Source organism: Azospira sp., from assembly GCF_030247495.1.
Taxonomy (GTDB): domain Bacteria; phylum Pseudomonadota; class Gammaproteobacteria; order Burkholderiales; family Rhodocyclaceae; genus Azospira; species Azospira oryzae.
Genome location: NZ_JAOTRW010000004.1, coordinates 295,434 through 319,755 on the forward strand (window position 1 = coordinate 295,434; position 24,322 = coordinate 319,755).

27 protein-coding genes are annotated in these 24,322 nt (G+C 67.7%); 21 read left to right on the top strand and 6 right to left on the bottom strand.

Annotated elements, in window-relative coordinates; translation table 11 throughout:
• Positions 1 to 61 precede the first annotated feature (61 nt).
• The 8 genes from OEL49_RS07280 (at position 62) to OEL49_RS07315 (ending at position 7,633) form a co-directional block, all read left to right on the top strand.
• Positions 62 to 724 carry a DedA family protein gene (locus tag OEL49_RS07280; RefSeq protein ID WP_205230850.1) on the top strand — a complete coding sequence of 221 codons (663 nt, stop codon included), beginning with the start codon at positions 62 to 64 and terminating at the stop codon, positions 722 to 724.
• A gap of 36 nt (positions 725 to 760) precedes the next feature.
• The gene (locus OEL49_RS07285; protein ID WP_014236634.1) at positions 761 to 1,513 is read left to right on the top strand and encodes a hypothetical protein; all 753 of its coding nucleotides are present in this window, start codon (positions 761 to 763) and stop codon (positions 1,511 to 1,513) included.
• Between the two features lie 36 nt (positions 1,514 to 1,549).
• A complete protein-coding gene (gene purN / locus OEL49_RS07290) occupies positions 1,550 to 2,206 on the top strand; it encodes a phosphoribosylglycinamide formyltransferase (protein ID WP_014236633.1) in 657 nt (218 codons plus the stop codon).
• A 249-nt stretch (positions 2,207 to 2,455) separates the two neighbouring features.
• Positions 2,456 to 3,193 (top strand): DUF3108 domain-containing protein, encoded by a 738-nt coding sequence (locus OEL49_RS07295; protein ID WP_287874332.1) that lies wholly within the window; start codon positions 2,456 to 2,458, stop codon positions 3,191 to 3,193.
• A 73-nt stretch (positions 3,194 to 3,266) separates the two neighbouring features.
• Positions 3,267 to 4,595, top strand: a complete 1,329-nt coding sequence (locus OEL49_RS07300) for an RsmB/NOP family class I SAM-dependent RNA methyltransferase (protein WP_287874333.1) — start codon at positions 3,267 to 3,269, stop codon at positions 4,593 to 4,595.
• Positions 4,596 to 4,604: 9 nt separating this feature from the next.
• A complete protein-coding gene (locus tag OEL49_RS07305; RefSeq protein ID WP_130460087.1) occupies positions 4,605 to 5,900 on the top strand; it encodes a mechanosensitive ion channel family protein in 1,296 nt (431 codons plus the stop codon).
• Positions 5,901 to 6,002: 102 nt separating this feature from the next.
• Positions 6,003 to 6,338: a c-type cytochrome gene (locus OEL49_RS07310; RefSeq protein ID WP_287874334.1), complete on the top strand. Its 336-nt coding sequence runs from the start codon at positions 6,003 to 6,005 to the stop codon at positions 6,336 to 6,338.
• Positions 6,338 to 7,633: an FCSD flavin-binding domain-containing protein gene (locus tag OEL49_RS07315; protein WP_205231421.1), complete on the top strand. Its 1,296-nt coding sequence runs from the start codon at positions 6,338 to 6,340 to the stop codon at positions 7,631 to 7,633. The genes OEL49_RS07310 and OEL49_RS07315 overlap by 1 nt, the downstream gene beginning before the upstream one ends.
• 177 nt (positions 7,634 to 7,810) lie before the next feature.
• On the opposite strand, the gene dut is transcribed toward OEL49_RS07315, so the two are convergent.
• The gene (gene dut, locus OEL49_RS07320; RefSeq protein WP_014236627.1) at positions 7,811 to 8,260 is read right to left on the bottom strand and encodes a dUTP diphosphatase; all 450 of its coding nucleotides are present in this window, start codon (positions 8,258 to 8,260) and stop codon (positions 7,811 to 7,813) included.
• Between the two features lie 29 nt (positions 8,261 to 8,289).
• On the bottom strand, positions 8,290 to 9,474 hold the full coding sequence (gene coaBC, locus OEL49_RS07325; protein ID WP_205231422.1) for a bifunctional phosphopantothenoylcysteine decarboxylase/phosphopantothenate--cysteine ligase CoaBC: 1,185 nt from the start codon (positions 9,472 to 9,474) through the stop codon (positions 8,290 to 8,292).
• A 47-nt stretch (positions 9,475 to 9,521) separates the two neighbouring features.
• Between coaBC and radC the strand changes: the two genes are divergently transcribed.
• From radC to rpmG, 4 genes are all read left to right on the top strand, one after another.
• Positions 9,522 to 10,199: a RadC family protein gene (radC, locus tag OEL49_RS07330; RefSeq protein WP_287874335.1), complete on the top strand. Its 678-nt coding sequence runs from the start codon at positions 9,522 to 9,524 to the stop codon at positions 10,197 to 10,199.
• A gap of 72 nt (positions 10,200 to 10,271) precedes the next feature.
• Positions 10,272 to 10,646 (top strand): PilZ domain-containing protein, encoded by a 375-nt coding sequence (locus tag OEL49_RS07335; protein WP_083833939.1) that lies wholly within the window; start codon positions 10,272 to 10,274, stop codon positions 10,644 to 10,646.
• A 116-nt stretch (positions 10,647 to 10,762) separates the two neighbouring features.
• Complete coding sequence (gene rpmB, locus OEL49_RS07340) at positions 10,763 to 10,996, top strand: 50S ribosomal protein L28 (protein WP_014236623.1); 234 nt, start codon at positions 10,763 to 10,765, stop codon at positions 10,994 to 10,996.
• Positions 10,997 to 11,026: 30 nt separating this feature from the next.
• Complete coding sequence (gene rpmG, locus OEL49_RS07345) at positions 11,027 to 11,182, top strand: 50S ribosomal protein L33 (protein ID WP_014236622.1); 156 nt, start codon at positions 11,027 to 11,029, stop codon at positions 11,180 to 11,182.
• Positions 11,183 to 11,395: 213 nt separating this feature from the next.
• On the opposite strand, the gene OEL49_RS07350 is transcribed toward rpmG, so the two are convergent.
• Both OEL49_RS07350 and OEL49_RS07355 read right to left on the bottom strand, forming a co-directional pair.
• Positions 11,396 to 11,887: a disulfide bond formation protein B gene (locus tag OEL49_RS07350; protein WP_287874336.1), complete on the bottom strand. Its 492-nt coding sequence runs from the start codon at positions 11,885 to 11,887 to the stop codon at positions 11,396 to 11,398.
• A 76-nt stretch (positions 11,888 to 11,963) separates the two neighbouring features.
• Positions 11,964 to 13,178 carry a DesA family fatty acid desaturase gene (locus tag OEL49_RS07355; RefSeq protein WP_287874337.1) on the bottom strand — a complete coding sequence of 405 codons (1,215 nt, stop codon included), beginning with the start codon at positions 13,176 to 13,178 and terminating at the stop codon, positions 11,964 to 11,966.
• Positions 13,179 to 13,324: 146 nt separating this feature from the next.
• On the opposite strand from OEL49_RS07355, the gene OEL49_RS07360 reads away from it, so the two are divergent.
• The 6 genes from OEL49_RS07360 (at position 13,325) to OEL49_RS07385 (ending at position 19,198) form a co-directional block, all read left to right on the top strand.
• A complete protein-coding gene (locus OEL49_RS07360; protein ID WP_287874338.1) occupies positions 13,325 to 15,538 on the top strand; it encodes a putative bifunctional diguanylate cyclase/phosphodiesterase in 2,214 nt (737 codons plus the stop codon).
• Positions 15,535 to 15,822 (top strand): hypothetical protein, encoded by a 288-nt coding sequence (locus OEL49_RS07365; RefSeq protein WP_152090613.1) that lies wholly within the window; start codon positions 15,535 to 15,537, stop codon positions 15,820 to 15,822. Before OEL49_RS07360 ends, OEL49_RS07365 begins: the two co-directional genes overlap by 4 nt.
• A gap of 31 nt (positions 15,823 to 15,853) precedes the next feature.
• Complete coding sequence (locus OEL49_RS07370) at positions 15,854 to 16,564, top strand: winged helix-turn-helix domain-containing protein (protein ID WP_014236617.1); 711 nt, start codon at positions 15,854 to 15,856, stop codon at positions 16,562 to 16,564.
• Positions 16,551 to 17,990 (top strand): ATP-binding protein, encoded by a 1,440-nt coding sequence (locus OEL49_RS07375; RefSeq protein WP_287874339.1) that lies wholly within the window; start codon positions 16,551 to 16,553, stop codon positions 17,988 to 17,990. Before OEL49_RS07370 ends, OEL49_RS07375 begins: the two co-directional genes overlap by 14 nt.
• 165 nt (positions 17,991 to 18,155) lie before the next feature.
• Entirely contained in the window at positions 18,156 to 18,365 is a 210-nt protein-coding gene (locus OEL49_RS07380; RefSeq protein ID WP_014236615.1) for a hypothetical protein, read from the top strand.
• Positions 18,366 to 19,000: 635 nt separating this feature from the next.
• Positions 19,001 to 19,198 (top strand): hypothetical protein, encoded by a 198-nt coding sequence (locus tag OEL49_RS07385; RefSeq protein ID WP_014236614.1) that lies wholly within the window; start codon positions 19,001 to 19,003, stop codon positions 19,196 to 19,198.
• A 73-nt stretch (positions 19,199 to 19,271) separates the two neighbouring features.
• Here the strand turns inward: OEL49_RS07385 and OEL49_RS07390 are convergent, their stop codons facing one another.
• Positions 19,272 to 20,279 carry a sulfate ABC transporter substrate-binding protein gene (locus tag OEL49_RS07390; protein WP_014236613.1) on the bottom strand — a complete coding sequence of 336 codons (1,008 nt, stop codon included), beginning with the start codon at positions 20,277 to 20,279 and terminating at the stop codon, positions 19,272 to 19,274.
• Positions 20,280 to 20,366: 87 nt separating this feature from the next.
• Positions 20,367 to 20,870 (bottom strand): MarR family winged helix-turn-helix transcriptional regulator, encoded by a 504-nt coding sequence (locus tag OEL49_RS07395; protein WP_152090612.1) that lies wholly within the window; start codon positions 20,868 to 20,870, stop codon positions 20,367 to 20,369.
• Between the two features lie 64 nt (positions 20,871 to 20,934).
• On the opposite strand from OEL49_RS07395, the gene OEL49_RS07400 reads away from it, so the two are divergent.
• From OEL49_RS07400 to OEL49_RS07410, 3 genes are all read left to right on the top strand, one after another.
• Positions 20,935 to 22,380: a DHA2 family efflux MFS transporter permease subunit gene (locus tag OEL49_RS07400; RefSeq protein WP_232058810.1), complete on the top strand. Its 1,446-nt coding sequence runs from the start codon at positions 20,935 to 20,937 to the stop codon at positions 22,378 to 22,380.
• Positions 22,381 to 22,517: 137 nt separating this feature from the next.
• Positions 22,518 to 23,852 carry a serine/threonine-protein kinase gene (locus tag OEL49_RS07405; RefSeq protein WP_287874340.1) on the top strand — a complete coding sequence of 445 codons (1,335 nt, stop codon included), beginning with the start codon at positions 22,518 to 22,520 and terminating at the stop codon, positions 23,850 to 23,852.
• Positions 23,849 to 24,322 carry a TssQ family T6SS-associated lipoprotein gene (locus tag OEL49_RS07410; RefSeq protein ID WP_287874341.1) on the top strand — a complete coding sequence of 158 codons (474 nt, stop codon included), beginning with the start codon at positions 23,849 to 23,851 and terminating at the stop codon, positions 24,320 to 24,322. The genes OEL49_RS07405 and OEL49_RS07410 overlap by 4 nt, the downstream gene beginning before the upstream one ends.

Here is a 24,322-nt window from a genome sequence, read left to right on the forward strand (position 1 = left end):
ATCCGGGCCTGGCGGCCCCGCCCGGAGCCGCCCCATCCGCCCCCATACTCCCTGCCGCCCCATGGAATTTTTCGACGCAATCACCGGCCTCTTCCTGCAGTTCATCGACCTGGTCCTGCACCTGGACAAGCACCTGGCCGTCCTGGTCCAGCAATACGGCCCCTGGATCTACGCCATCCTCTTTTTCATCGTTTTCGCCGAAACCGGCTTCGTCGTCGTGCCCTTCCTTCCCGGCGACTCCCTGCTCTTCGTCGCCGGCGCCCTGGCCGCCATCGGCGACATGGCCCTGCTGCCCCTGATGCTCAGCCTGTCCCTTGCCGCCGTGCTCGGCAACAGCCTCAACTACGTCATCGGCCGCTGGTTCGGCCACCGCATCCTGGCCTGGAATTCCCGCCTGCTGAACCGGGCAGCCCTGGAAAAGACCCACGCCTTCTTCGAGGTACACGGCGGCAAGACCCTGGTCATCTCCCGCTTCCTGCCCCTGCTGCGCACCTTCGCCCCCTTCGTCGCCGGCATGGGCGAGATGGGCTACGGCCGCTTCACCTTCTTCAACGTGGTCGGCGGCGTCTCCTGGGTGGTGTCCCTCAGCCTGGCCGGCTACTGGTTCGGCAACCTGCCCCTGATCAAGAACAACCTGTCGCTGGTGATCGTGCTCATCATCGCCGTGTCCCTGCTGCCGGCCGTCATCGGCTACTGCAAGGCGCGCAAGGCCAGCACCGGCTGAACGGCACAACCACAGACAAAAAACCAAGGGGGAGTCATGGGGAAGCAGGAACAAGACGGAGCGCGGGCCGGCCCCGCCCTGGCCGCAGCGGCGGCCCTGCTGCTGGCCCTGGCCCTGCCGGGCTGCACCACCCGCACCAGCCACGACGGGCGCAGCGAATCCCGCTTCGACCCCCGGGCCATCGCCAAGACCGACATCGACCGGGTCATCGACGCCAGCCAGCGGGAAGTCAGCGCCGGCCTCAAACGCCTCACCGAAAAGCTGTACCGGCGCAATCCCCGGGAATGGAAGAAGGTCGGCCAGCCCTCCCTGGAAGCGGCCGTGGCCCGCATCTTCGACAACAACCAGTGGCCCGAGCTGGAAGGGCGCCGGGAGGCCCAGGCCATGCTGCTCGCCTTCCGCGAGGATTACCACGGCGACCGGGTGCTGGCCCTCATGGCCGGGGTCAACGGCATGGTCCAGGCGGCCTACGAGCACAAGACCGATTTTTACGTTCTTGACGGCCTCGACGCGCAAAAGCTCTACAATTGCGCCCGCAACCTGGAAATCGTCGCCTGGCGCCTGAACAACAACCGCAATGTGGAAGGCGAGCTGTACATCCTCTCCAACGAGCCGGACGCCGCCGTGCGCAACCTCTCCTTCGAGCGGGAAATCGGCCGCCTGGTCGGCCTCCTGGATTTCCTCTCGGTGGTGGTGGCCGACAAGAACGGCCGCACCGTCAACCGGGTCATGCAGAACCTGGCCACCGCAGTCTTCCTGCCGGTGGCCGCCCTCACACCGATCAAGTAGGACCGTCCCGGCAGCCCCTGCCGGGCCCCAGCAGACATGAAAAAAAGACTCGTCATCCTCATCTCCGGCCGCGGCAGCAATATGGAGGCCATCCTCCGGGCCGCCGCCGATCCTGCCTATCCGGGCCAGGTGGTGGCCGTGATCGCCAACCGGCCCGACGCCAAGGGCCTGGAAACCGCCAAGGCGGCCGGCATCGCCACCGCCGCCCTGGACCACAAGGCCTACCCCAGCCGGGAAGCCTTCGACGCCGCCCTGGCCGAGGCCATCGACGCCCACGCCCCGGACCTGGTGATCCTGGCCGGCTTCATGCGCATCCTCTCCGAAGGCTTCGTGCGCCATTACGAAGGCCGCCTGATCAACATCCATCCCTCCCTGCTGCCCGCCTTCCCCGGCCTGCACACCCATCAGCGGGCCCTGGAGGAAGGCTGCCGGGTGCACGGCTGCACCGTGCATTTCGTCACCCCGGCCCTGGACCACGGCCCCGCCATCGCCCAGGCCGTGGTGCCGGTGCTGGAAGGGGACGACGAGCACAGTCTGGCGGCCCGGGTCCTGGTGCAGGAACACCAGGTCTATCCCGCCGCCGTGGCCTGGTTCTGCCAGGGCCGCCTGCGCCTGGAACAGGGCCGGGTGCTGCTGGCCGACAACCCCATGGCCGCCGCCAGCGCCCTCATTTCCCCCCCGGCCCGGAGCTGATCCCTGAAGCGCTCCATCCCCGTCGCCCTGGCGCTGGCCCTGGCGACCTCCCTCTTCCTCCATCTCGGCGCCCTGGTGCTGCCGGAAGTCGAGCTGCCCGGGCTGGGCGAAGAACCACCCTCGCCGCCCCTGGAAGCCACCCTGACGCCCCAGCGGCGGCCCGAAACACCCCCTGCCCCGGCACCCGCGCCGAAAGCCGTGCCCAAGGCCCCCAGGCCCAGCAGGGCCGTCCCGCCTGGGCCGGCAGCAGTGCCCGCCCCCCAGGCCCAGCCGGAGCCGGCGGCCGCCGCCCCGGTGCCGGAAGCCGCGCCGGTGGCCGCCCCCGAGCCTGCCCCGCCGGCGGCAGTGGAGCCCCGGCTGCCGCCCCGGGGCCGCATCCGCTTCGTCGTCATCAAGGGCGAGCAGAATTTCGAAGTGGGCCAGACCATCCACGAATGGCGCATCGCCGACGGCCGCTACCGGCTCACCGGCGTCACCGAAACCACCGGCCTGGCGGCCCTCTTCAAGTCGGTCCAGGTGGCCTACGAGAGCCGGGGTAAAATAGGCCCGGCCGGACTGCAGCCGGAAACCTTCGTCGCCCGCAAGAACGGCAGCGAGACCGGCGACCGGGCCGACTTCGACTGGAACGCCGGCAGCGTCGTCCAGGGCAGGGAGCAGCGACGCCAGCCCCTGCCCCCCGGCGCCCAGGATTTCATCAGCTTCTACTACGCCTTCGGCTACCTGCCCCAGGTGGGCGCCACGGTGGATCTGCCGGTGAGCACCGGGCGCAAGCTGGACACGATCCGCTTCACCCGGGTCGGCGAGGAAGTCCTGGAACTGGCCTTCGGCAGCGTGCCGACCGTGCACCTGCGGGCCAGCGGCGACACCACCACCGAAGTGTGGCTGGCCACGGACCGCCTGCTGCTGCCGGTGAAGATCCGCCACATCGACAAGAAGGGCGAACGTTTCGACCAGATCGCCACCGAACTCCAGGTCGGCAGCGAATAGACGCCGCCCGCCGGGGTTCCGGCCCCACCGATTTTCCGCGCCCTCCGGGGCCAACGTTTTTTTGAAGACCGCCATGACCCACGCACCCGCTCCCGCCCTGTTCCAGCACGCCATCGCCGCCCTCACCGAGGTGCTGCGCCTGAACCACCCGGCGGACGCGGCCCTCTCCCGCTACTTCCGCGAGCACAAGCAGCTGGGCCACCGGGACCGGGGCTTCGTGGCCGAGGCCGTGTTCGCCATCCTGCGCCACAAGCGCAGCCTGGAAGCCCTGGTGCTGCCCCAGGTGAACGCCCGCCGCCTGCTGCTGGCCCACCTGGCCTGCCACCAGGGCCTGGAAGCCAAGGCCCTGGAAGCCCTGCTGCGCCACGGCGAAGCCGAGCTGGTGGAACACTTGCAACAGCGCTGGGCCGCCATCGGCCGCGGCGAAGACCATTTCGACCCCAGCGGCCCCCTCGGCCTGAGCGCCCCGGCCATCGCCCTGGACCTGCCGGACTGGCTCTACCAGCGCCTGCTGGCCCAGTACGGCGCCGAGGAGACCCAGGCCCTGGTGGCCGCCCTCAACCGGCCGGCCCCCCTGGACCTGCGGGTCAATAGCCTGAAGGGCGAACGCAACGCCGTCGCCGCCCAGCTGGCCAAGGACGGCATCGCCGCCACTCCCACCCCCTATTCGCCCCTGGGCCTGCGCCTGGCCGGCAAGCCCGCCCTCTCCCGCAACCCGCTGTTCATGGACGGTGCGGTGGAAGTGCAGGACGAGGGCAGCCAGCTGCTGGGCCTGCTGCTGGCGCCCAAGCGGGGCGAGATGGTGGCCGACTTCTGCGCCGGCGCCGGCGGCAAGACCCTGCTGCTGGGCGCCCTGATGCGATCCACCGGTCGCCTCTATGCCTTCGACGTGTCGGAGAAGCGCCTCAACAACCTGAAGCCGCGCCTGGCCCGTTCCGGCCTGTCCAACGTGCACCCGGTGCGCATCGAGAGCGAGAACGACGCCCGCATCAAGCGCCTGGCCGGCAAGCTGGACCGGGTCCTGGTGGATGCACCCTGCTCGGGTCTGGGCACCCTGCGCCGCAATCCGGACCTGAAGTGGCGCCAGGACGAAAAGTCCGTCGCCGAGCTGAACGCCAAGCAGACCGCCATCCTCAATTCCGCCGCCCGCCTGGTGAAGGCCGGCGGCCGCCTGGTGTACGCCACCTGCAGTCTGCTGCAGGAAGAAAACGGCGCCGTCGCCGACGCCTTCCTCGCCGCCCACCCGGACTTCGTCGCCGTGCCGGTGGCCGACATCCTGGCTGCCCAGGGCATCGAGCTGCCGGGGCTGGAGGCCATGCCCGCCGGCCGTCTGGCCCTGCTGCCCCACCGCCACGACAGCGACGCCTTCTTCGCCGCCGTCTTCGAACGTCAAGCCAAGTAAGCCTGCGCCATGGAAACCCTGCCCCAGCTATTCACCGACCTGTGGGACGACCTGCAGAATCCCCGCATTTTCTGGCAGATGGCCGTGCTCCTCGGCTGCATCGGCATCGCCTTCTTCGCCTCGCGTCAGGTGCGCAACCGCATCCAGACGACGCCGGAGCGCTGGCACGCGGGCCGCAGCGGGGTCAAGCGCCTGCTCTTCCCCCTGCTGGCGGCGGGCCTGGTAGTACTGGCCCGGGCCCTGCTCAAGCCCCACATGCACGTCAATCTGCTGTCCCTGGCCGTGCCCCTGATGCTGTCCCTGGCCGGCATCCGGCTGATGGTCTACATCCTGCGCCAGGCCTTCGCCCCCTCGGGCTGGCTGGCAGCTTCCGAGCGGGTCATCGCCACCCTGGTGTGGCTGGCCGCGGCCCTGCACATCACCGGCCTGGACCTGCCGGTGATCGACGCCATGGAGCAGGTGCAGTTCGCCGTGGGCAAGCAGCGCCTCGACCTGTGGATGATCCTGCACGGCCTGGTCACCATTTTCGTCACCGTGCTGGGCGCCCTGTGGCTGGCCGGCCTGGCGGAGGCCCGGCTGATGGGGGCGCAGAAGCTGGATTCCAACGTGCGGGCGGTGCTGGCCCGCATCATCAAGGCCCTGCTGACCCTGGTGGCGGTGCTCATCAGCCTGTCCCTGGTGGGCATCGACATCACCACCCTCTCGGTCTTCGGCGGCGCCCTCGGCGTCGGCCTCGGTTTCGGCCTGCAGAAGATCGCCAGCAACTACATCTCCGGCTTCATCATCCTGCTCGACCGCTCCATCCGCCTGGGCGACTTCATCGCCATCGACGCCGCCACCAGCGGCGTGGTGACCCAGATCACCACCCGCTACACGGTGCTGCGGGGCCTGGCCGGCACCGAATACCTGATCCCCAACGAGCAGTTCGTCGCCAACGTGGTGCAGAACCAGTCCTACACGGACACCCAGGTATTCCTCAAGACCGCCGTCCAGGTCGGCTACAACAGCGATGTGGAGCGGGCCATGGCGGTGCTGGTGGAGGCGGCCGCAGCCCATCCCCGGGTACTGCAGGAGCGGCCGCCCCGGGCCTACCTGACTGGCTTTGCCGACAGCGGCATCAACCTGGAGGTGGGCTTCTGGATCGAAGACCCGGAGGAGGGTTCCGGCGCCCTGCGCTCGGACATCAACCTGGAGATCTGGAAGCGCTTCAAGGCCGAAGGCATCGAAATCCCCTTCCCCCAGCGGGAGGTGCGCATGCTCGGCGAGGCCCCTACGGCAGCGGCCGAGGGTGCAGCCAGGTTATAAGAAAAGACCGAAATATTCCGTTTTGGCGGGGGAAACTCCGCCGCTGCGGTTGTTATACTCCGGGCCAAATCTGGACTATCTACGTCTACCCAAGGAGATGCCATGCCCTTTGCGCGCCACCTGATGTCACGCCTTTCCCTGCTCGCCGTCCTGGCCGCCGGCCTGGGCAGCACCGCGGCCTTCGCCGCCGACCCCAACCTGGCCCGCAATCTGGCGGCCACCTGCGCCAACTGCCACGGTACCGACGGCCACGCCCAACCCGGCGCCATGGACATCCTGGCCGGCCAGGACAAGGGCGTGCTGCTGCAGAAGCTGAACGGCTTCCGCGACGGCAGCCGGCCGGCCACCATCATGCACCAGATCGCCAAGGGCTATACCCCGGAGCAGCTGGACCTGATCACCACCTATCTGGCAGCCCAGAAACGGGAGGGCAAGTAATGACCATGCAACGCCGGGATTTCCTCAAGGCCGCGGGCATCGTCTCCGCCGCTTCCGTCACTGCCTCCCTGACCGGCTGCGCCAGCACCCCGGTTCCCCGCAAGCAGGCTGCCGGCCACGTGGTGGTGGTGGGCGGCGGCTACGGCGGCGCCACGGTGGCCAAGTACCTGCGCAAGTGGAGCGAGGGCGGCGTCCGCGTCACCCTGGTGGAGCGTAACCCCAGCTTCATCTCCTGCCCCATTTCCAACCTCATCCTCTCCGGCGACAAGACCCTGGACGACATCACCGTCTCCTACGACGGCCTGAAGAACCGCTGGGGCGTCAAGGTGATCCAGGACGAAGCCGTGGCGGTGGACCCGGTCAAGCGCACCCTGCGCCTGGCCCAGGGCGGCAGCCTCAGCTACGACCGCCTGGTGCTCTCCCCCGGCGTCGATTTCCTGTGGTCCCTGGTGCCGGCCCTGGACGCCAAGGAATCCCAGGAGAAAATCCTCCACGCCTGGAAGGCCGGCCCCCAGACCGTGGCCCTGCGCAAGCAGCTGGAATCCATGAAGGACGGCGGCGTCTTCGCCATCACCATTCCCAAGGCGCCCTACCGCTGCCCGCCCGGCCCCTACGAGCGGGCTTCGGTGGTGGCCAGCTACTTCAAGGCCCACAAGCCCAAGTCCAAGGTGCTGATCCTGGACGCCAACGAGGACGTGATCTCCAAGAAGGGCCTGTTCACCAAGGCCTGGAGCGAGCTGTACCCGAACATCGTCGAATACCGGCCCAACCACGAGCTGATCGACGTGGACGTGACCAACACCACCGCCCTCTTCGAATTCGACAAGGTGCGGGCCGACGTGCTCAACGTGGTGCCGCCCCAGCGGGCCGGCGCCATCGCCAGCGCCGCCGGGCTGAAGCTGGTGAACAACCGCTGGGTCGATGTGGACTGGCTGAGCCTGGAATCCACCAACACCCCGGGCATTCACGTCCTGGGCGACGCCATTTTCCCGGCGCCGACCATGCCCAAGTCCGGCCACATGGCCAACCAGCACGCCAAGCTGGCCGCCGCCGCCATCCTCAACCTGCTGGCCGGCGAGGCGCCCAATCCCAATCCGGTGGTGATGAACACCTGCTACAGCTTCCTCAGCTCCACGGAAGCCTGCCACGTGGCCTCCATCCACCAGTACGACGCCGAGAAAAAGACGGTGCTGCCGGTGCCCGGCTCCGGCGGCGTCTCCGCCGTGCGCAGCGTCGCAGAGGCCCAGTTCGCCCTGGGCTGGGCCAAGAACATCTGGGCCGACGCCCTGGCCTAGAACAAAAAAGCAGCACTGCCGGGAGGCAGGCAGGACGGCCATCTCCGCCATGGCATGGCCAACAGGCCCGTCCTGCCTGCCTCCCGGGCCCACCCCCTGCAGCCGAATAAAAAGGCCGCGCCTCCTTGCGGAAGCGCGGCCTTTTCTCATTGCACAGGGCGCCGAGCGGCGCCGGGATCAGCCCTTGCCGGTGCTGCCGAAGCCGCCGGCACCCCGGTCGCTGGCGGCAAACTCGTCCACCAGGTTGAACTGCACCTGCAGCACCGGCACCACCACCAGCTGGGCGATGCGGTCCAGGGGATTGATGGTGAAGGCTTCCTTGCCCCGATTCCAGGTGGAAACCATGATTTCGCCCTGGTAGTCGGAGTCGATCAGGCCCACCAGGTTGCCGAGGACGATGCCGTGCTTGTGGCCCAGGCCGGAGCGGGGCAGGATCATGGCGGCCATGCCCGGGTCGTTGAGGTGGATGGCGATGCCGGTGGGAATCAGCTGGGTTTCGCCCGGATGCAGCTTCACCGGGGCCTCGATGCAGGCCCGCAGGTCCAGCCCGGCGGAACCGGGGGTGGCGTACTGGGGCGGGGTTTCGTGCAGGCGGGGGTCCAGCAGTTTGACGTCGACGGGATGCATTGTTTCTCCAGATAAAAATCAGTGGGGCATCAGTTGGGCAGACGCGCGGCAATGGCAGCGACGATGCTGCGGGCCACCTCGGTCTTGCTGGCGGTGGCCAGGGGATGGGCGCCGGCGGCATCGAACAGGACCACGGTGTTGTCCTCGCCGCCGAAGCCGTCGCTGATCAGGTTGCCCACCACCAGGGGCAGTTTCTTGTTGATGCGCTTGCCCTCGGCGTAGGTGGCCAGGTCGTGGCTCTCGGCGGCAAAGCCGACGCAGAAGGGCGGCCGCGGCAGGGCCGCCACTTCGGCCAGGATGTCCGGGTTCTTCACCAGCTCCACCGTCATCGCAGCGGCGTTCTTCTTGATCTTTTGGGCGGACGGGGCGGCCGGCCGGTAGTCGGCCACGGCGGCGACGCCGATGAAGACGTCGCTCTCCCCGGCCCGGGCCAGCACTTCCCGCTGCATCTCCAGGGCGGCGCTCACCTCGACCCGCAGCACGCCCCGGGGGCAGGCCAGCCCGGTGGGGCCGGAGACCAGGGTGACGGCGGCGCCGGCCTGGGCACAGGCCCGGGCCAGGGCGTAGCCCATCTTGCCGCTCGAAAGATTGGTGATGCCCCGCACCGGGTCCAGGGCCTCGAAGGTGGGGCCGGCGGTAAGCAGCACCCGCTTGCCGGCCAGGGGCTTGGCCTGGAAGAAGGCGATCAGGTCCTCGACGATTTCCGCCGGCTCCAGCATGCGCCCGGCGCCGACCTCGCCGCAGGCCTGGTCGCCGCAGGCGGGGCCCAGCAGGGTGATGCCGTCCGCAGCCAGGGTGGCGGCGTTGCGTTGGGTGGCCGGGTTTTCCCACATCTGCCGGTTCATGGCCGGGGCCACCAGCAGGGGGCAATCCCGGGCCAGCACCAGGGTGGTGAGCAGGTCGTCGGCCTGGCCGTGGGCCACCTTGGCCAGGAAATCGGCGGAGGCCGGCGCCACCAGCACCGCGTCCGCCTCCCGGGAGAGGTCGATGTGGGCCATGTTGTTGGCCATGCGCGCATCCCACTGGTCGGTGAACACCGGCTGGCCGGACAGGGCCTGGAAGGTCACCGCACCGACGAAATGGGTGGCCGCCTCGGTCATGGCCACCTGCACCGTGGCCCCCTGCTTCTGCAGCAGGCGGGTCAGCTCGGCCGCCTTGTAGGCGGCGATGCCGCCGGTGACGCCGAGGAGTATTTTCTTGCCCAACAATTCCATTGTCGTAATCGCTAGAATGGCTGATCCGCCCGATTCTACTTGAGATCATGGCAATCACCGACTGGCCCGAAGACGAACGCCCCCGGGAGCGGCTGCTGAAGCAGGGCGCCACCGCCCTCTCCGACGCCGAACTGCTGGCCGTCTTCCTGCGGGTCGGGGTGCGGGGCCAGAGCGCGGTGGACATGGCGCGCAGCCTGCTGCAGCGTTTCGGCAGCCTGACCCGGCTGTTTGCCGCCACGGCGGAGGAGATCAGCGCCGTGCCCGGCATGGGCAGCGCCAAGTACGCCCAGATCCAGGCCATCCTGGAAATGTCCCGGCGCGCCCTGCGGGAGGAAATGGAGCGGCCCCATGCCTTCAATTCCCCGGGTGCGGTGCGCGACTACCTGCGGGCCCGGCTGGGCGGCGAGCCCCGGGAGGTGTTCCTGGCCCTGTGGCTGGACGCCCAGAACCGCCTCATCGCCGCCGAAGAACTGTTCCGCGGCACCCTGACCCAGACCGCCGTCTATCCCCGGGAAGTGGTGAAGACGGCCCTGGCCCGCAATGCGGCGGCCGTCATCTTCGCCCACAACCACCCCTCCGGCGTCGCCGAACCCTCCCGGGCCGACGAACAGCTCACCGCCGCCCTCAGGCAGAGCCTGGCCCTGGTGGAGGTGCGGGTGCTGGACCATTTCGTCGTCGCCGGCAACGCCCCGCCCCTTTCTTTTTCCGAGCGGGGCTTGCTCTGATCTATATCAATAGTAAGAGGGGGTCTGTGGTTATACTGCGCGCTGACCAGATAACAACAATTCCCAATTGCAATGAAAGAACAGCGCCAATATGACCGGTACCCAGCCCGGTGGTCGTGCATGATCGTCCTCGACAGCGAGCCGGACCGGGTCTATCACGGCCGTACCCACGACGTTTCCCAGGCCGGCGCTGCCGTACTGACGGACCACAACCTGCACACCTCCAGCCAGTTCACCATGCGGCTGTCCGTGCCACCCACCCACTCCCACGAACGCCCGCTGGTGCTGGAATTCCGCTGCCGCATGGCCTATTCGGTGCACTCCGACCGCCACTGCTGCTTCCGGCATGGGGTACAATTCGTCGGCTTCACGGGCGCAGCCAAGGTTCAGCTGCAACGTGTACTCGCCCAGCATTTTTTACCCGGGACGGAAAGGTACGCCGGATAAGGCTTTCCGGCCTTTTTGCCGCCCCGGGCAAAAGGAAAACGCAAAAGAGGCTTGATATTATTCAGGCAGTTGCGTTACAATCGCGGGCTTTCCTTCCAAGTTTTCTGGAGCAAATCATGGCGCGTGTCTGCCAAGTGACGGGCAAGGCCCCGATGGTCGGGAACAACGTTTCCCATGCCAACAACAAAACCAAGCGCCGCTTCCTGCCGAATCTGCAGTATCGTCGCTTCTGGGTTGAGAGCGAAAACCGCTTCATCCGGCTGCGTGTTTCCAACGCCGGTCTGCGGTTGATCGACAAGAAGGGTATCGACGAGGTCCTGGTGGATCTGCGTGCCCGCGGCGAAGTGTAATAAGCGTTTCACGGTCTAAGGAGCTGCGACATGCGTGAAAAGATCAAGCTGGAGTCCACTGCTGGGACCGGCCATTTCTACACCACCACCAAGAACAAGCGTACCAAGCCGGAAAAGATCGAGATCAAGAAGTACGATCCCAAGGTCCGCAAGCACGTGATCTACAAAGAAACCAAGCTGAAGTAAGCCCCCCAAAGGCTTGGCTACCGGAAAACCCGCCCTTGTGGCGGGTTTTTCTTTGGGCCTTCGCCCCGGAACGCCGCCGCAAATGAGCCCCCGTTCTCCCCCCCCCCCCGCTTTGCAGCCGGATTCGGGGCAGAAACGACACCTTGCCCCCAACGCTGTCGGCCTCCCCGCCGGAAGCAGCCGCCGCAAGCGAAAGCCGCAAACAACCTGCGATCAGCGACGGCGGCCGATGACCAGCAGGCTGACCAGCACCCCGGCAAAGCAGAGCACGGACCAGTTGGCCATGGAAAGCTGCAGGAAGGTCCAGTCCCGGGCCGAACAGAAGCCGGTGGCCATGAACAGGGGCGGATACTGCATGCCCAGCCAGTCCACCAGGCGCTCGATCAGGTTGGGATCGCCGTAGGCACATTCCAGGGCCGGATCAGCCACCCATTGCAGCCAGGTCTGGTACAGGGCCGTGGCCATGCCGCCGACGGCGGTGACGCCGATCAGACCGAGCCACAGCCAGCGCAGCCGGGGCAACAATGCCCCGCCCAGGGCCAGGGCGGCCACCAGCAGGTAGAGCACGCGCTGGAAAATGCACAGGGGACAGGGCTGCAGGCGGTCAAACTCCTGGATTACCAGGCCGGCGGAGACCAAGGCGACGCAGCCCACAGCGAGAAGCAGATAGCCGGGACGTCCGGCCAGACGGTTGAGCAGGGACATAGGGGATCGGACTTTCCTGAAGAAAAGGGCACCCCGCAGGGCGCCCCGTCATTGTGCCAGCGTTGGCCGCTCCGGCTCAAATGGCGTAGCGGCGCAGACGCAGGGACATCTCCTCCAGCTGGCGGATGCCGCTGCTTTCGGCCCGGCGGCACCAGTCCTGCAGGTGGGTCAGCAACTGCTCCCGGCTGGCGTTGGTGCGCTCCCACACCGCGCTCAGTTCCTCCCGCATGGCCACCAGGGTCTGCAACGGGCCGCTGCCCTGAACCAGGGCATCGAAGCGCTGACGCAGTTCCGCCGGCATCCGCCCCAGGTCGCCGGCCAGCCAGCGCCGCGCGTCCCGGGCCCGCTTGAACTCCACCGCATCGAGACGCCCACGGAGGGCCCGCAACTCGGCCTCGTAGGTCTGGCGCAGGGATTTGGCGTAACGGGTCATGAGATCGTAACGGTGGGTGATGAGGGCCTGCAGGGTATGGTCGTCCACCTGGGGCCGCAGGGAACGCAGCCGGGGCCGGGGCGCCACCTTCTTCACCCGGGCCAGGCCCAGGGCGCTCATCAGGCGGATGTAGCCCCAGCCGATGTCCACCTCGTACCACTTGGCGGAGAAGCGGGCGGAAGTGGCGAAGGCATGGTGGTTGTTGTGCAGTTCCTCGCCGCCGATGACCAGCCCCAGGGGCCAGAGATTGGTGGAGGCGTCGGCGCAGGCGAAGTTGCGGTAGCCCCAGAAGTGGGCCAGGCCATTGACCACCCCCGCCGCCCAGAAGGGAATCCAGGCCATCTGCACCGCCCACACGGTGATGCCGGCGGCGCCGAAGAGCAGCACGTCCAGCACCAGCATGAGGGCCACGCCGAGTACCGGATGCCGGGCATAGACGTGGCGCTCCAGCCAGTCGTCCGGCGTGCCGTGACCGTAGCGGGCCAGGGTTTCGGCATTGGCGGCCTCGGCCCGGTACAGTTCGGCGCCTTCGGAGAGGACCTTCCACAGGCCCTTCACCTGGGGACTATGGGGATCCTCGGCGGTTTCGCACTTGGCGTGGTGCTTGCGGTGGATGGCAGTCCATTCCTTGGTCACCATGCCGGTGGTCAGCCACAGCCAGAAGCGGAAGAAATGGGAAGGCAGGAGCCCCAGATCCAGGGCCCGGTGGGCCTGGTGGCGGTGCAGGAAGACGGTGACGGCGACGATGGTCACATGGGTCATGCCCAGGGCCGCCAGCAGCACGCCCCACCAGGGCAGGTCGAGGGCGCCGGAATGGAGAAAGGCTAGGAGGGACGACAGGATATCGGCAAAGGCCATGGTTGGAACTACCCCTTGAAAAGGATGAATGACGCCAAGCGCCTGATTCGCAGCCATTTCCATGGCGCAGCGCAACAACCAGGCGACGGGGCATTTGTTACACTGCCCCGACAAAAACAAGCAGTACACAATGAGGAGGAGACCTCTTGTCCCCGCAACACCCAAATGAGGACGTCAGCGGTGAAGACCAGCTGCGGCGTCTGCTTGCCCTGCTGGCCCATTGCCATGCCGCCGCCGGTGCAGCTGGCAACGAAGCGGACCTGGCGGCCCGCATCTGCGACAGCCTGACCGGCTGCGGCGGCTACAGCCTAGCCTGCGTCGGTCTGCTGGAAAACGGCAGCCACCGGCTGGTGGCAGCCCGCCTCGGCGCCGATGCGGCAGCCGGCGCCATGCTTCCGTCAGACTGGCAGGACCTGGATCGGTTCCCCCAGTTTTCCGCCTTTGCCGGCTCCCTGTCCCTGCCCCTGGAAGCCGGAGGCAAGGCCCTGGGCTGGCTGCGCATCTATGCCGCCGCCCGCGCCCTGTTTTCGCCGGAGGAACACCAGCTGCTGCGGGACATCGCCACCCTGCTGGCCCTGGCCCTGGCGGTACGCCGCTGCACCAGCGAGGCCGAAGCCGCCGCCCGCCAGGACGCCGGCGAGGCCCTGCGGCTGCGGGACCGGGCCGTGGAGTCCTCCAGCAACGGCATCATGATCACTTCCGCCACCCAGCTGGACCACCCCATCACCTATGTGAACCCGGCCTTCGAGCGCATCACCGGCTACAGCGCTGCCGAAGTGCAGGGGCGCAACGGCCGCTTCCTGGTGCGGGACGACCTGCAGCAGAAAGGCCTCAACGAAATCCGCGCTGCCCTGCGGGACCGGCGCGAGGGCCACGCCATCCTGCGCAACTACCGCAAGGACGGCAGCCTGTTCTGGAACGAGCTGCACCTGGCACCGGTGCTGGACGAGTCGGGCCAGAGCACCACCCATTTCGTCTCCGTCATCAACGACGTCTCCGACCGCATCCATTACCAGGAACAGCTGGAATACCAGGCCACCCACGACGTCCTCACCGGCCTGGCCAATCGCAGCCTGCTGGCCGACCGCATCAGCCAGGCCATCGCCCTGGCGCGCCGGGACAGGCGCCTGGTGGGCGTCATGCTGCTCGACCTGGACCGCTTCAAGGTGATCAACGACGGCCTCGGCCACGCCCCGGCCGACAAGCTGCTGAAGACCGTGGCCGAGCGGCTGCAGGCGGCCGTGCGCGACACCGACACGGTGGCCCGCCTGGGGGGCGACGAGTTCGTCATCGTCGTCGGCGACATCCTGGACGCGGACGACGTGGCCGTGGTGGCCGGCAAGATTCAGCGGGCCCTGGCCCAGCCATTGTTCGTCGAGGGCAAGGAGCTGTTCGTCACCGCCTCCATCGGCGTCAGCCTGTTTCCCCGGGACGGGGAAACCGGAGACATCCTGCTGCGCAACGCCGACGTGGCCATGTACCGGGTCAAGGAATACGGCCGCAACAACTACCGCTTCTACCTGCCGGAAATGAGCAGCATGGCCCTGGACCGGCTGGACATGGAGGGCAACCTGCGCCGGGCCCTGGAGACCGACGAATTCCAGGTCTACTACCAGCCCAAGGTGTCCCTGCAGCAGGGCACCATCGTCGGTGCCGAGGCCCTGCTGCGCTGGATGCACCCGCGCATCGGCCAGATCAACCCCAACGAGTTCATCCCCCTGGCCGAGGAATCGGGCCTCATCATTCCCCTGGGGGAAAAGGTCATCGAACTGGTGTGCCGGCAGATCCGGGCCTGGCGCGAGGAAGGCCTGCCGCCCCTGAAGGTGGCCATCAACATCTCCGCCCGCCAGTTCCGCCAGGAAAACCTGGGGGAGACGGTGCGCCGGCTGCTGGAGGAATACCAGGTGCCCGGCGAGATGCTGGACATCGAATTGACCGAATCCATGGTCATGCACGACACCGACCACGCCGCCCTGACCCTGCGGGAGCTGAAGGACCTGGGCGTGACCCTGTCCCTGGACGACTTCGGCACCGGCTACTCCAGCCTCTCCTACCTCAAGCGCTTCCCCATCGACTGCCTGAAGATCGACCGCTCCTTCGTGCGCGACATCAACTCCAACGCCGACGACGCGGCCATCGCCAGCGCCGTCATCGCCATGGCCCACAGCCTGGGGCTCAATGTGGTGGCCGAAGGCGTGGAAACGGCCGAACAGCTGGCCCTGCTGCGCCAGCACGGCTGTGACGAGTTCCAGGGCTACTTCTTCAGCCGGGCCGTCCCTGCCGGCGACTACGCTCTGCTGCTGCGCCAGGGCAAGACCCTGGCCGATGCGGAAGCGGCGCCGGACGGGGACCTGGCATGAGCGGCAAGACCCTGCACTGGGCCCTGGTGGACCGGGAAGCCCTGGCCGAACACCTGCACCCACGGCAGATCAAGGATTCCCTGGCCACCCCCGCCCTCAGCCTCTATCACTGCAAGGAGAGCGGCCCCGGTGGCCGGGACAGCATCGCCGTCTCCTTGCCCGACGGCCAGTGCCTGCTCATCACCCTGCCCGAGCCCGCTGCCGGCCATCCGGAGCGGCGCAAACGGAGCGCCGCCGCGGGGGCCGCCAACGGCAAGGACACCCAGCCGCCAAAGTCGGGGTAAACTCGCGTTTTCCCCTTCCGCCTGGAGCGTCATGGCCGCCCCCCGCATTCTTCTGGTCGAGGACGACGAGCGCCTCGCCGAGCTGACCGCCGAATACCTGAGCAAGAACGACTTCGAAGTCGCCATCGAACCCCGGGGCGACACGGCCTGCACCCGCATTCCCGCCGACAATCCGGACGTGGTGGTGCTGGACGTGATGCTGCCCGGCAAGGACGGTTTCGAGGTCTGCCGCACCGTGCGCCCCCATTACCAGGGCGTGATCCTCATGCTCACCGCCCGGGACGAGGACATGGACCAGATCCTCGGCCTCGAGCTGGGCGCCGACGACTTCATATCCAAGCCGGTGCAGCCCCGGGTACTGCTGGCCCGGGTGCGGGCCCTGTTGCGCCGGGCCGGCCCCAGCGAGGGCAGCGAAGGCGGCGGGGCCGGCGACGAGCTGGTGTTCGGCCGTTTCCGCATCAACCAGGCCACCCGCAGCGCCGAACTGGGCGATGCGGCCATCGACCTGACCACCGCCGAGTTCGACCTGCTCTGGCTGCTGGCCTGCCACGCCGGCACCGTGCTGTCCCGGGACGACCTGCTGCAGCGCCTGCGGGGCATCGGCTTCGACGGCCTGGACCGCTCCATCGACGCCCGCATCTCCCGCCTGCGCAAGAAGCTGGGGGACGATCCGGACAATCCGGCCCGCATCAAGACCGTGCGCGGCAAGGGCTACCTGTTCTCCCGGCATGACTGGAATTGACCCCCGCCGCCTGCCGGAACAGGAGGTAGAAGCAGCGCCGGAGGACAACAGCCCGGGCAAGGAACGGCGGGAGTCGGAACAGCGCTTCGCCCGCCTCTCCCGCGCCCGCTACAGCCTGTCCCGGCTGTTCTTCAATTTCTACCTGCTGGCCATGGGCTCCTTCGTCGGCATCGCCATGATCGCCGACTTTGCCATTTCCACGGCCCTGCAGGGCATCACCGACGACTACGCCAAGCGCTTCATGCGCGGCACCATCGTCCTCATCGAGGACGAGCTGCAGCGCTATCCCCGGCACCAGTGGGAAAAGCAGATCAAGGCCCTGGACGAGAAGTTCGCCTACCGCCTGGTACTGGAAGACCTGGACCAGGTGCTCCTGCCGCCCAAGCAAAGGGAAAAGCTGGAACTGGGCGACATCGCCATCGACTCCCACCGGGACATCATGTTCCACCGCATCCGCGGCGGCGACAAAGTGCTGGTGGTGGGCCCCCTTTCCCCCGACCTGAACCCGGAGTACCAGCGCGCCATCCCCCTGGAACTGCGCATCCGGCTGATGACCTGGACCGCCATCGGCCTCGGCTTCGCCGTCCTGGTATGGATCTGGATCCGGCCCATCTGGCGCGACCTGGAATCCCTGCGCCAGACTGCCCGGGCCCTGGGTGAGGGCCGTTTCGAGACCCGCGCCCCGGCGGCCCGCAGCAACCTGTTCGCGCTCCTGGCCGACACCCTCAACGGCATGGCGGAGCGGGTGCAAAAGCTCATCGCCGCCCAGCGAGAGCTTTCCAGCGCCATCTCCCATGAACTGCGCACCCCCATCGCCCGCCTCCGCTTCGCCCTGGAAATGGCAGCCGACACGGACTGCCGCGACGAACGCCAGCGCCACTGGAAAACCATGGAAGAGGATCTGGAGGAATTGGACAACCTGATCGACTCCAGTCTCACCCACGCCCGCTTCGAACGGGAGCGCCCCACCCTCAACCTCACCTCCATCGCCCTGGTGCCCTGGCTGGAAGAGGAGGTGGACGACCTGCGCATGCTGGCCGGCCAGCTGGCAGTGGCAGTGGACCTGGGCCACCTGCCGCCCAACCTGATGGCCCGCCTGGACCGCAAGTCCATGCCCTACGCCGTGCGCAACCTGCTGCGCAACGCCTTCAAGTACGCCAAGGCCCGAGTCCGGATCAGCGCCGAAGTGCAGGATGGACTGGTGCAGATCCACGTCGAGGACGACGGCATCGGCGTGCCGGCGGAGGAACGGGAACGCATCTTCGACGCCTTCACCCGCCTCGACCGCTCCCGGGACCGCACCAGCGGCGGCTATGGACTCGGCCTGGCCATCGTGCGCCAGGTCATGGAGGCCCACGGCGGCCATGCCAGCGCCGGCGAGTCCAGTCTCGGCGGCGCCCGCTTCACCCTCTCCTGGCCGGGCTGAAAGCCCGTGCCCAGGCGGCCCGGGGCCACTGGCGTTACATTGCGTTACAAACGCTCACGCTAGCGGCCATGACGCCAGGCCGCGTCCTGCCTAGAATGCAGCCCATACCGTGCCGGATGGCTCCACGGCCGTCCGCGGTATGCCCGCTCCACTAGCCCATCTTCAATGCCCCTCCCATCCGTCCCCGACTGCCTGCTGCGCTGCAAACGCCGTTTCAAGGCCACCTTTCCGGCGGCGGAGAGCCTGGGCGTCCTGCTCGGCATCCTGGGCTTCGACCTGGTCACCGAAGGCCGCGCCAACCTGCCCAAGGCCCTGCTGGCCACCGCTCTCTTCGCCATCGCCGTCATGGCCTGGCGCTTCTGGCGGCGGCGCTGAGCGCCCCCCTCCCCGCGCCACTGCCGAACGGCCCCGCCCCCTCGCCTGCCAAGGCTGCACATGGGGCATTACAAACCGTCAAAGTCCCTCACCCCCGGTTACACAACCCTCCTGCAATCGCCACAGACGGCAGCCGGGGGGCTCCCTAGAATGGATTCTGCGTTGACAGCGCATGACTCCCCCAAGTCCCATCCACCTCCCCCCCTTCGGATGGGCACCCTCTCCACCCCACCTCCCCCGGTGGGGTTTTTTTTGCCCGGATTTTCCGCTCCGGGTCTGTCTCCCGCCATACCCCGGGGGCTGTTACAAATGGAGAGGAGGACCGCCACAGACCGTTACACAAGGGCCCAGGAATCGCCACAGACGGCACCGCCGGGCCTGCCTAGAATGCATCCATGCGTTGACAGCGCATGACTCCCCCAAGACCCATCCCCTCCCTCCCTGGATGGGCCTCCTCTCCAACCCCGCCGCTCTCGGCGGGGTCTTTTTTTGTCACGCTGTCACACGCGGTCATCAAAGCGCATGGGCCGTTACCGGTCGCTACAGGGAGGCGACAGACGCAACCCGGGGTCCTGCCTAGAATGACCCCATCGACAACTACAAGGGCCCAGGCCCTCGCCTCCGGGAGAATCCACATGCAAGACAAGACCATGACCGCCAATGCCCGCAAGATCCTGCTGCTTACCGCCAGCGCCTTTTGCCTGTCGTCCGCGGGGGCCTATCTGGCTGCGGAAACCTTCAAGAGCGGCAACGAACGCCGCACCACGGAGCGCACCCAGCAGCGCGGCGACAACGACAGCCGTGCCAGCACCAACCTGGCCCTCGGCCGCTAAGCCCCGATCATTCAAAAAGAAGCCCCGGCCTTCCTCAGGAAGGCCGGGGCTTCTTGTTTGTGGTGCCGAAGAATCAGCGCTTGGTCTGGATCTGGTCGTAGATGGCGCCGTCGGCGAAGTGGGCCTTGGTGGCAGAGGTCCAGCCACCGAACAGCTGGTCGATGGTGAAGAGATTCACCTTGCCGAACTGCTTGGCGTACTTGGCCGCCACCTTGGGATCGATGGGCCGGTAGTAGTTCTGGGCAGCGATTTCCTGGCCGGCCGGGGTGTAGAGGTACTCCAGGTAGGCCTGGGCCTGCTTGCGGGTGCCGTGCTTGTCCACATTCTTGTCCACCACGGCCACCGGGGGCTCGGCCAGGATGGAGAGGGAAGGCGTGACGATGTCGAACTTGTCCGGCCCCAGTTCCTTCACCGCCAGATAGGCCTCGTTTTCCCAGGCGATCAGCACATCGCCCTGACCCCGCTCGACGAAGGTGGTGGTGGAGCCCCGGGCGCCCGTATCCAGCACCAGCACATTCTTGTACAGCCGGGCGACGAAGTCCTTGGCGCTGGCGTCGTTGCCGCCCGGCTGCTTGAGGGCGAAGCCCCAGGCCGCCAGGTAGTTCCAGCGGGCGCCGCCGGAGGTCTTGGGATTGGGGGTGATGACGCCGATACCCGGCTTCACCAGGTCGTTCCAGTCCTTGATGCCCTTGGGATTGCCCTTGCGCACCAGGAAGACGATGGTGGAGGTGTAGGGGGAGGCGTTGTGGGGCAGCTTCTTCTGGTAGTCGGCGGCGAGCAGGCCGCGCTCGGCCAGGGGATCGATGTCGCCGGCCAGGGCCAGGGTCACCACATCGGCCTCCAGGCCGTCGATGACGGAGCGGGCCTGCTTGCCGGAACCGCCGTGGGACTGCTTGATGGTCAGGGTCTCGCCGGTCTTTTCCTTCCAGTGCTTGATGAAGGCGGCGTTGAAGTCCTGGTACAGCTCCCGGGTGGGGTCGTAGGAAACGTTGAGCAGGGTGGCGTCGGCCAGGGCCTGGCCGGCGAAGGCCAGGGACAGGGATGCTGCCAGGGTGGCGATGAGCTTGCGGGGGTGAGCCATGATTTCTCCCAGGAGGTGATATGCGATGGGAGAAGTCTAGGGCGCTCTTTTTATAAGAAGAAATACTGTTTTGTAAATTGTTTATATCTATAAAGGAATATTAAACCCACTCTCCGGATCGACAGGACCTTTGGCCAGCAGGCCTTCGGCCCGCTCCCGGACCGTTTCCAGGATGTCGATCATGGCCTCCAGCTGGGCCGGGTCCAGCCCCGCCAGCAGTTCGGCCCGCAACTCCTCCACCGTGGCTTCCATGCTCTCCGCCAGCTCCAGACTGGCGGCAGTGAGCACCACCCGTTTGCTGCGCCGATCCCGGGGATCGGACTGGCGCTGCAGCCAGCCCTGCTTTTCCATGCGGTCCAGGAGGCGCACCAGGGTGGGCGCCTCGATCCCCAGGCGCTCCGCCAGGACGGCCTGATTGCAACCTTCCGGCTGGCGCCGCAGGGCAATCAGGGCGCGCCAGCTGGCCTGGGAAAAGCCCAGGGGCCGCAGGCGCCGGTCCAGGGCCGTGCGCCACAGGGCCGCCGTCTGGTGCAGCAGGACGGAAAATCGCTGCTGGGGCGGGAACGTCGCTTCAGGCTGGCGGTCTGACATATAGTTAGCATGCTAATTATTTGCTGATACAATCATTTTACTCAGCCCCCGCTCCGGAGTCACCGTGTCATTTTCAAGCTCTCCCCGCAGCCTGGAAGCCCTGCAGGCCCGCCATGGCGGACGTTACCCCTGGCTGGTCCTGGCGGCCATGGCCTGCGGCATGGTCACGGCCGTGCTTTCCGCCACCATTTTCAACGTGGCCATTCCCGCCCTCATGGCGGACTTTCACCTGGGCCAGGACCGGGTGCAGTGGGCCGTCACCGGTTACATGGCCGCCATGACCGTGGCCATGCTGCCCACCGCCTGGCTCATCGAGCGTTACAGCTTCCGCCGGGTCTTCCTCGGTGCCGTGCTGCTGATCGGCATCGGCAGCCTGGGCGGCGCCCTGGCCTGGAACTTCCCCTCGGTGGTGGCCATGCGCATCGTCCAGGGCCTGGCCGCCGGCCTGCTGCAGCCCATGAGCACCCTGCTGGTGCTGCGTCTCTTTCCCCTGGAGCGCCAGGGCCGGGCCATGGGCATCCTGGGTTTCGGCATCATCCTGGCGCCGGCGGTGGCACCCATTGCCGGCGGCTTCCTGGTGGACCATTTCGGCTGGCGCGCCATTTTCCTCATCACCGTGCCCGGCAGCCTCGCCGCCCTGGCGGCGGGCCACCTGCTGCTGCCCCACAAGCCGCCAGCCCGGGCCGAGCACCCCTTCGACTGGACCGGCCTGTCCCTGCTCACCCTGGCCATCCTCAGCCTGCTGCAGACCGTCGGCGGCCTCCACGCCCACGGCCTGCTGTCGCCCCAGAGCGGCATCGGCGCCCTGGTGGCGACCGCCGGCATCGCCCTCTTCCTGCGCCACGCCCGCCGGGTGCCCGGGCCGATCCTGGCCCTGGGCCTGTTCAGCGAACGGGCCTTCGCCATGGGCACCCTGGTGTCCTTCATCTTCGGCGTCGGCCTCTACGGTTCCACCTATCTGGTGCCGGTGTTCCTGCAGAGCATCCTCGGCTACAACGCCGCCACGGCAGGCCTGGCCCTGCTCCCCGGCGGCATCGCCCTGGCCCTCATGACCCCGGGAGCCGGCTACCTGGCGGACCGCATCCGGCCCCATCGGCAGACGGCCCTGGGGCTGCTGCTGTTCGCCATCTCCTTCGTGCTGCTGGCGCTGCTGGCCGGCATTTCCTTCGGCCTGCCCCTGCTGCCCACCCTGATGGGCACGGTGGTCATCGGCCGCATCGGCCTGGCCCTGATCCTGCCGGCCCTCAACCTGGGCTCCCTGCGCCCCCTGGCCCAGCGCCTGGTGGGCCAGGGTTCGGCCCTGCTCAACTGCACCCGGCAGCTGGGAGGCACCCTGGGCATCAGCCTGGGTGCCGTCTATGTGGAATGGCGCAGCAACCACCTGGGCCAGCCGGCCGGCAGCGCCCAGGCCTTCGCCGAGGTCTTCGCCCTGGTGGCCCTGGCCTTCTTCCTGGCCCTGGGCGGGGCCCTGGCCATGGGCAAACCGGCCACGGCGGCCACGGCCGCGTGACGCTAAGCCGGCCCGGCGCTGGGGATGGTCAGGGGGCGGACAGGTTCTGTTAAACTTGCCCGTCAGAGTTCGGACCCCGGGGTGGAGGGAGCTGTTGCCGTCCCGGATTGACCGACCCCAATTTCCGTAAGAAGCGCATGACCATTCAACAACTGGGCCGCTACCGTATCGACGGAGTACTCGGCGAGGGAGCCATGGGCGTGGTGTACCGCGCCTTCGATCCCCTGCTGGAACGGGTCGTGGCCATCAAGACCATCAAGTTCGACGCCAGCCTGTCCGAGAAGGAGAGCTTCGAGCGCCGCTTCTTCCGCGAGGCCAAGTCGGTCGCCCGCCTCAGCCACCCGGCCATCGTCACCCTGTACGACGCGGGCAAGGCGGAGGACGTGGCCTACATGGCCATGGAATTCCTCGAAGGCCGGGAACTGCGCCGCTTCATCAGCGAAGCCGGCCCCCTGCCCTATACCCGCATCGCCGACATGATGGCCGCCGTTGCCGACGGCCTGGACTACGCCCACCGCCAGGGCGTGGTGCACCGGGACATCAAGCCGGCCAACCTCATGGTGCTGGCCGACGGTGCCGTGAAAATCACCGATTTCGGCATCGCCCAGCTGCAGACCGGCAGCAAGACCATGACCGGCCACATGCTGGGCACGCCCAAGTACATGGCGCCGGAACAGATCATGGGCCATCCGGTGGATGGCCGGGCCGACATCTTCTCCCTCGGCGTGGTGCTCTACCAGTGGCTCACCGGCGTCGCCCCCTTCGACGGCGAAACGGTCACCACCATCATGTACCGGGTCATCAACGAAGGCCCGGTGCTGCCCACCCGGCTCATGCCGGAACTGCCGCCGGGCTTCGAGGCCATCCTGGCCAAGGCCCTGGCCAAGTCGCCGGAGGAACGCTACCAGACCGCCGGCGAACTGGCCGCCGACCTGCGCCGCTACGCCGAGCTCGGCTCCCCCGGCCCGGTCCTCGGCCTGGCCGCCCAGGCCCAGCCCCAGCCGCGCATTCCGCCCAGCCCGTCGGAAGATCCGACCATGCTGCTGGCCCACCCGTTCACGGACACCAACCCCCTCAGCCTCTCCCCTGCGCCCCAGGAAGCACCGGCCTCGCCGCCGGCCCGCCGCGGCAAGGCGCTGTGGCTGGGCATCGCCGCGGTGGCCATCGCCGGTGGCGCATTCGCCCTGCTGCCCACGGAACGCAGTGCCGGCAACGGCGCCACGCCTGCCCCTGCGGCCAGTACTGCAGCGCCCGAACCCCAGCCCGCCGCCCGGGTGGACCTGGCCATCGCCCCCTGGGGCGAAGTGGTGGTGGACGGCAACCCCAAGGGCATCTCGCCGCCCCTGGAAAGCATCGAGCTGCTGCCGGGCCACCACGAGGTGGAAATCCGCAACGGCCAGTCCGAACCCCATCGCCTGACCCTGGAACTGGGCGCCGGCGACACCTACAAGATCAAGCACAAATTCAAATGAGCACACCTACCGCCATGCGATCCCTCTCCTCCCTGCTGCTTGCCTCCTTGCTGGCCCTGGCCGGTTGCGCCAGCCAGAACACCCCGCCCCCGGCCGCCGAACCGGCGCCCCCGCCCGAAGCCGCCAAACCGGCCGAACCGGTGAAGACGCCGACCGCGCGCAAGGCCGAGAGCGAACTGGCCCGGGGCATCAGCGCCTACGAAAACGGCGACTACAAGAGCGCCGGCCAGACCCTGCAACAAGCCCTGGACCTGGGCCTGCCCAACCGCATCGACCAGGCCCGGGCCTACAAGCACCTGGCCTTCATCGCCTGCGCCTCCCGCCAGGTGGACAGCTGCAAGGCCAACTTCCGCAAGGGCCTGGCCGCCTACCCCAAGCTCAGCCTGACCAAGGCCGAATCCGGCCACCCCATCTGGGGGCCGGCCTTCCTCGAGGTGAAGGCGGAAAGCAGCAGGAAAAAGGCCAAGTAG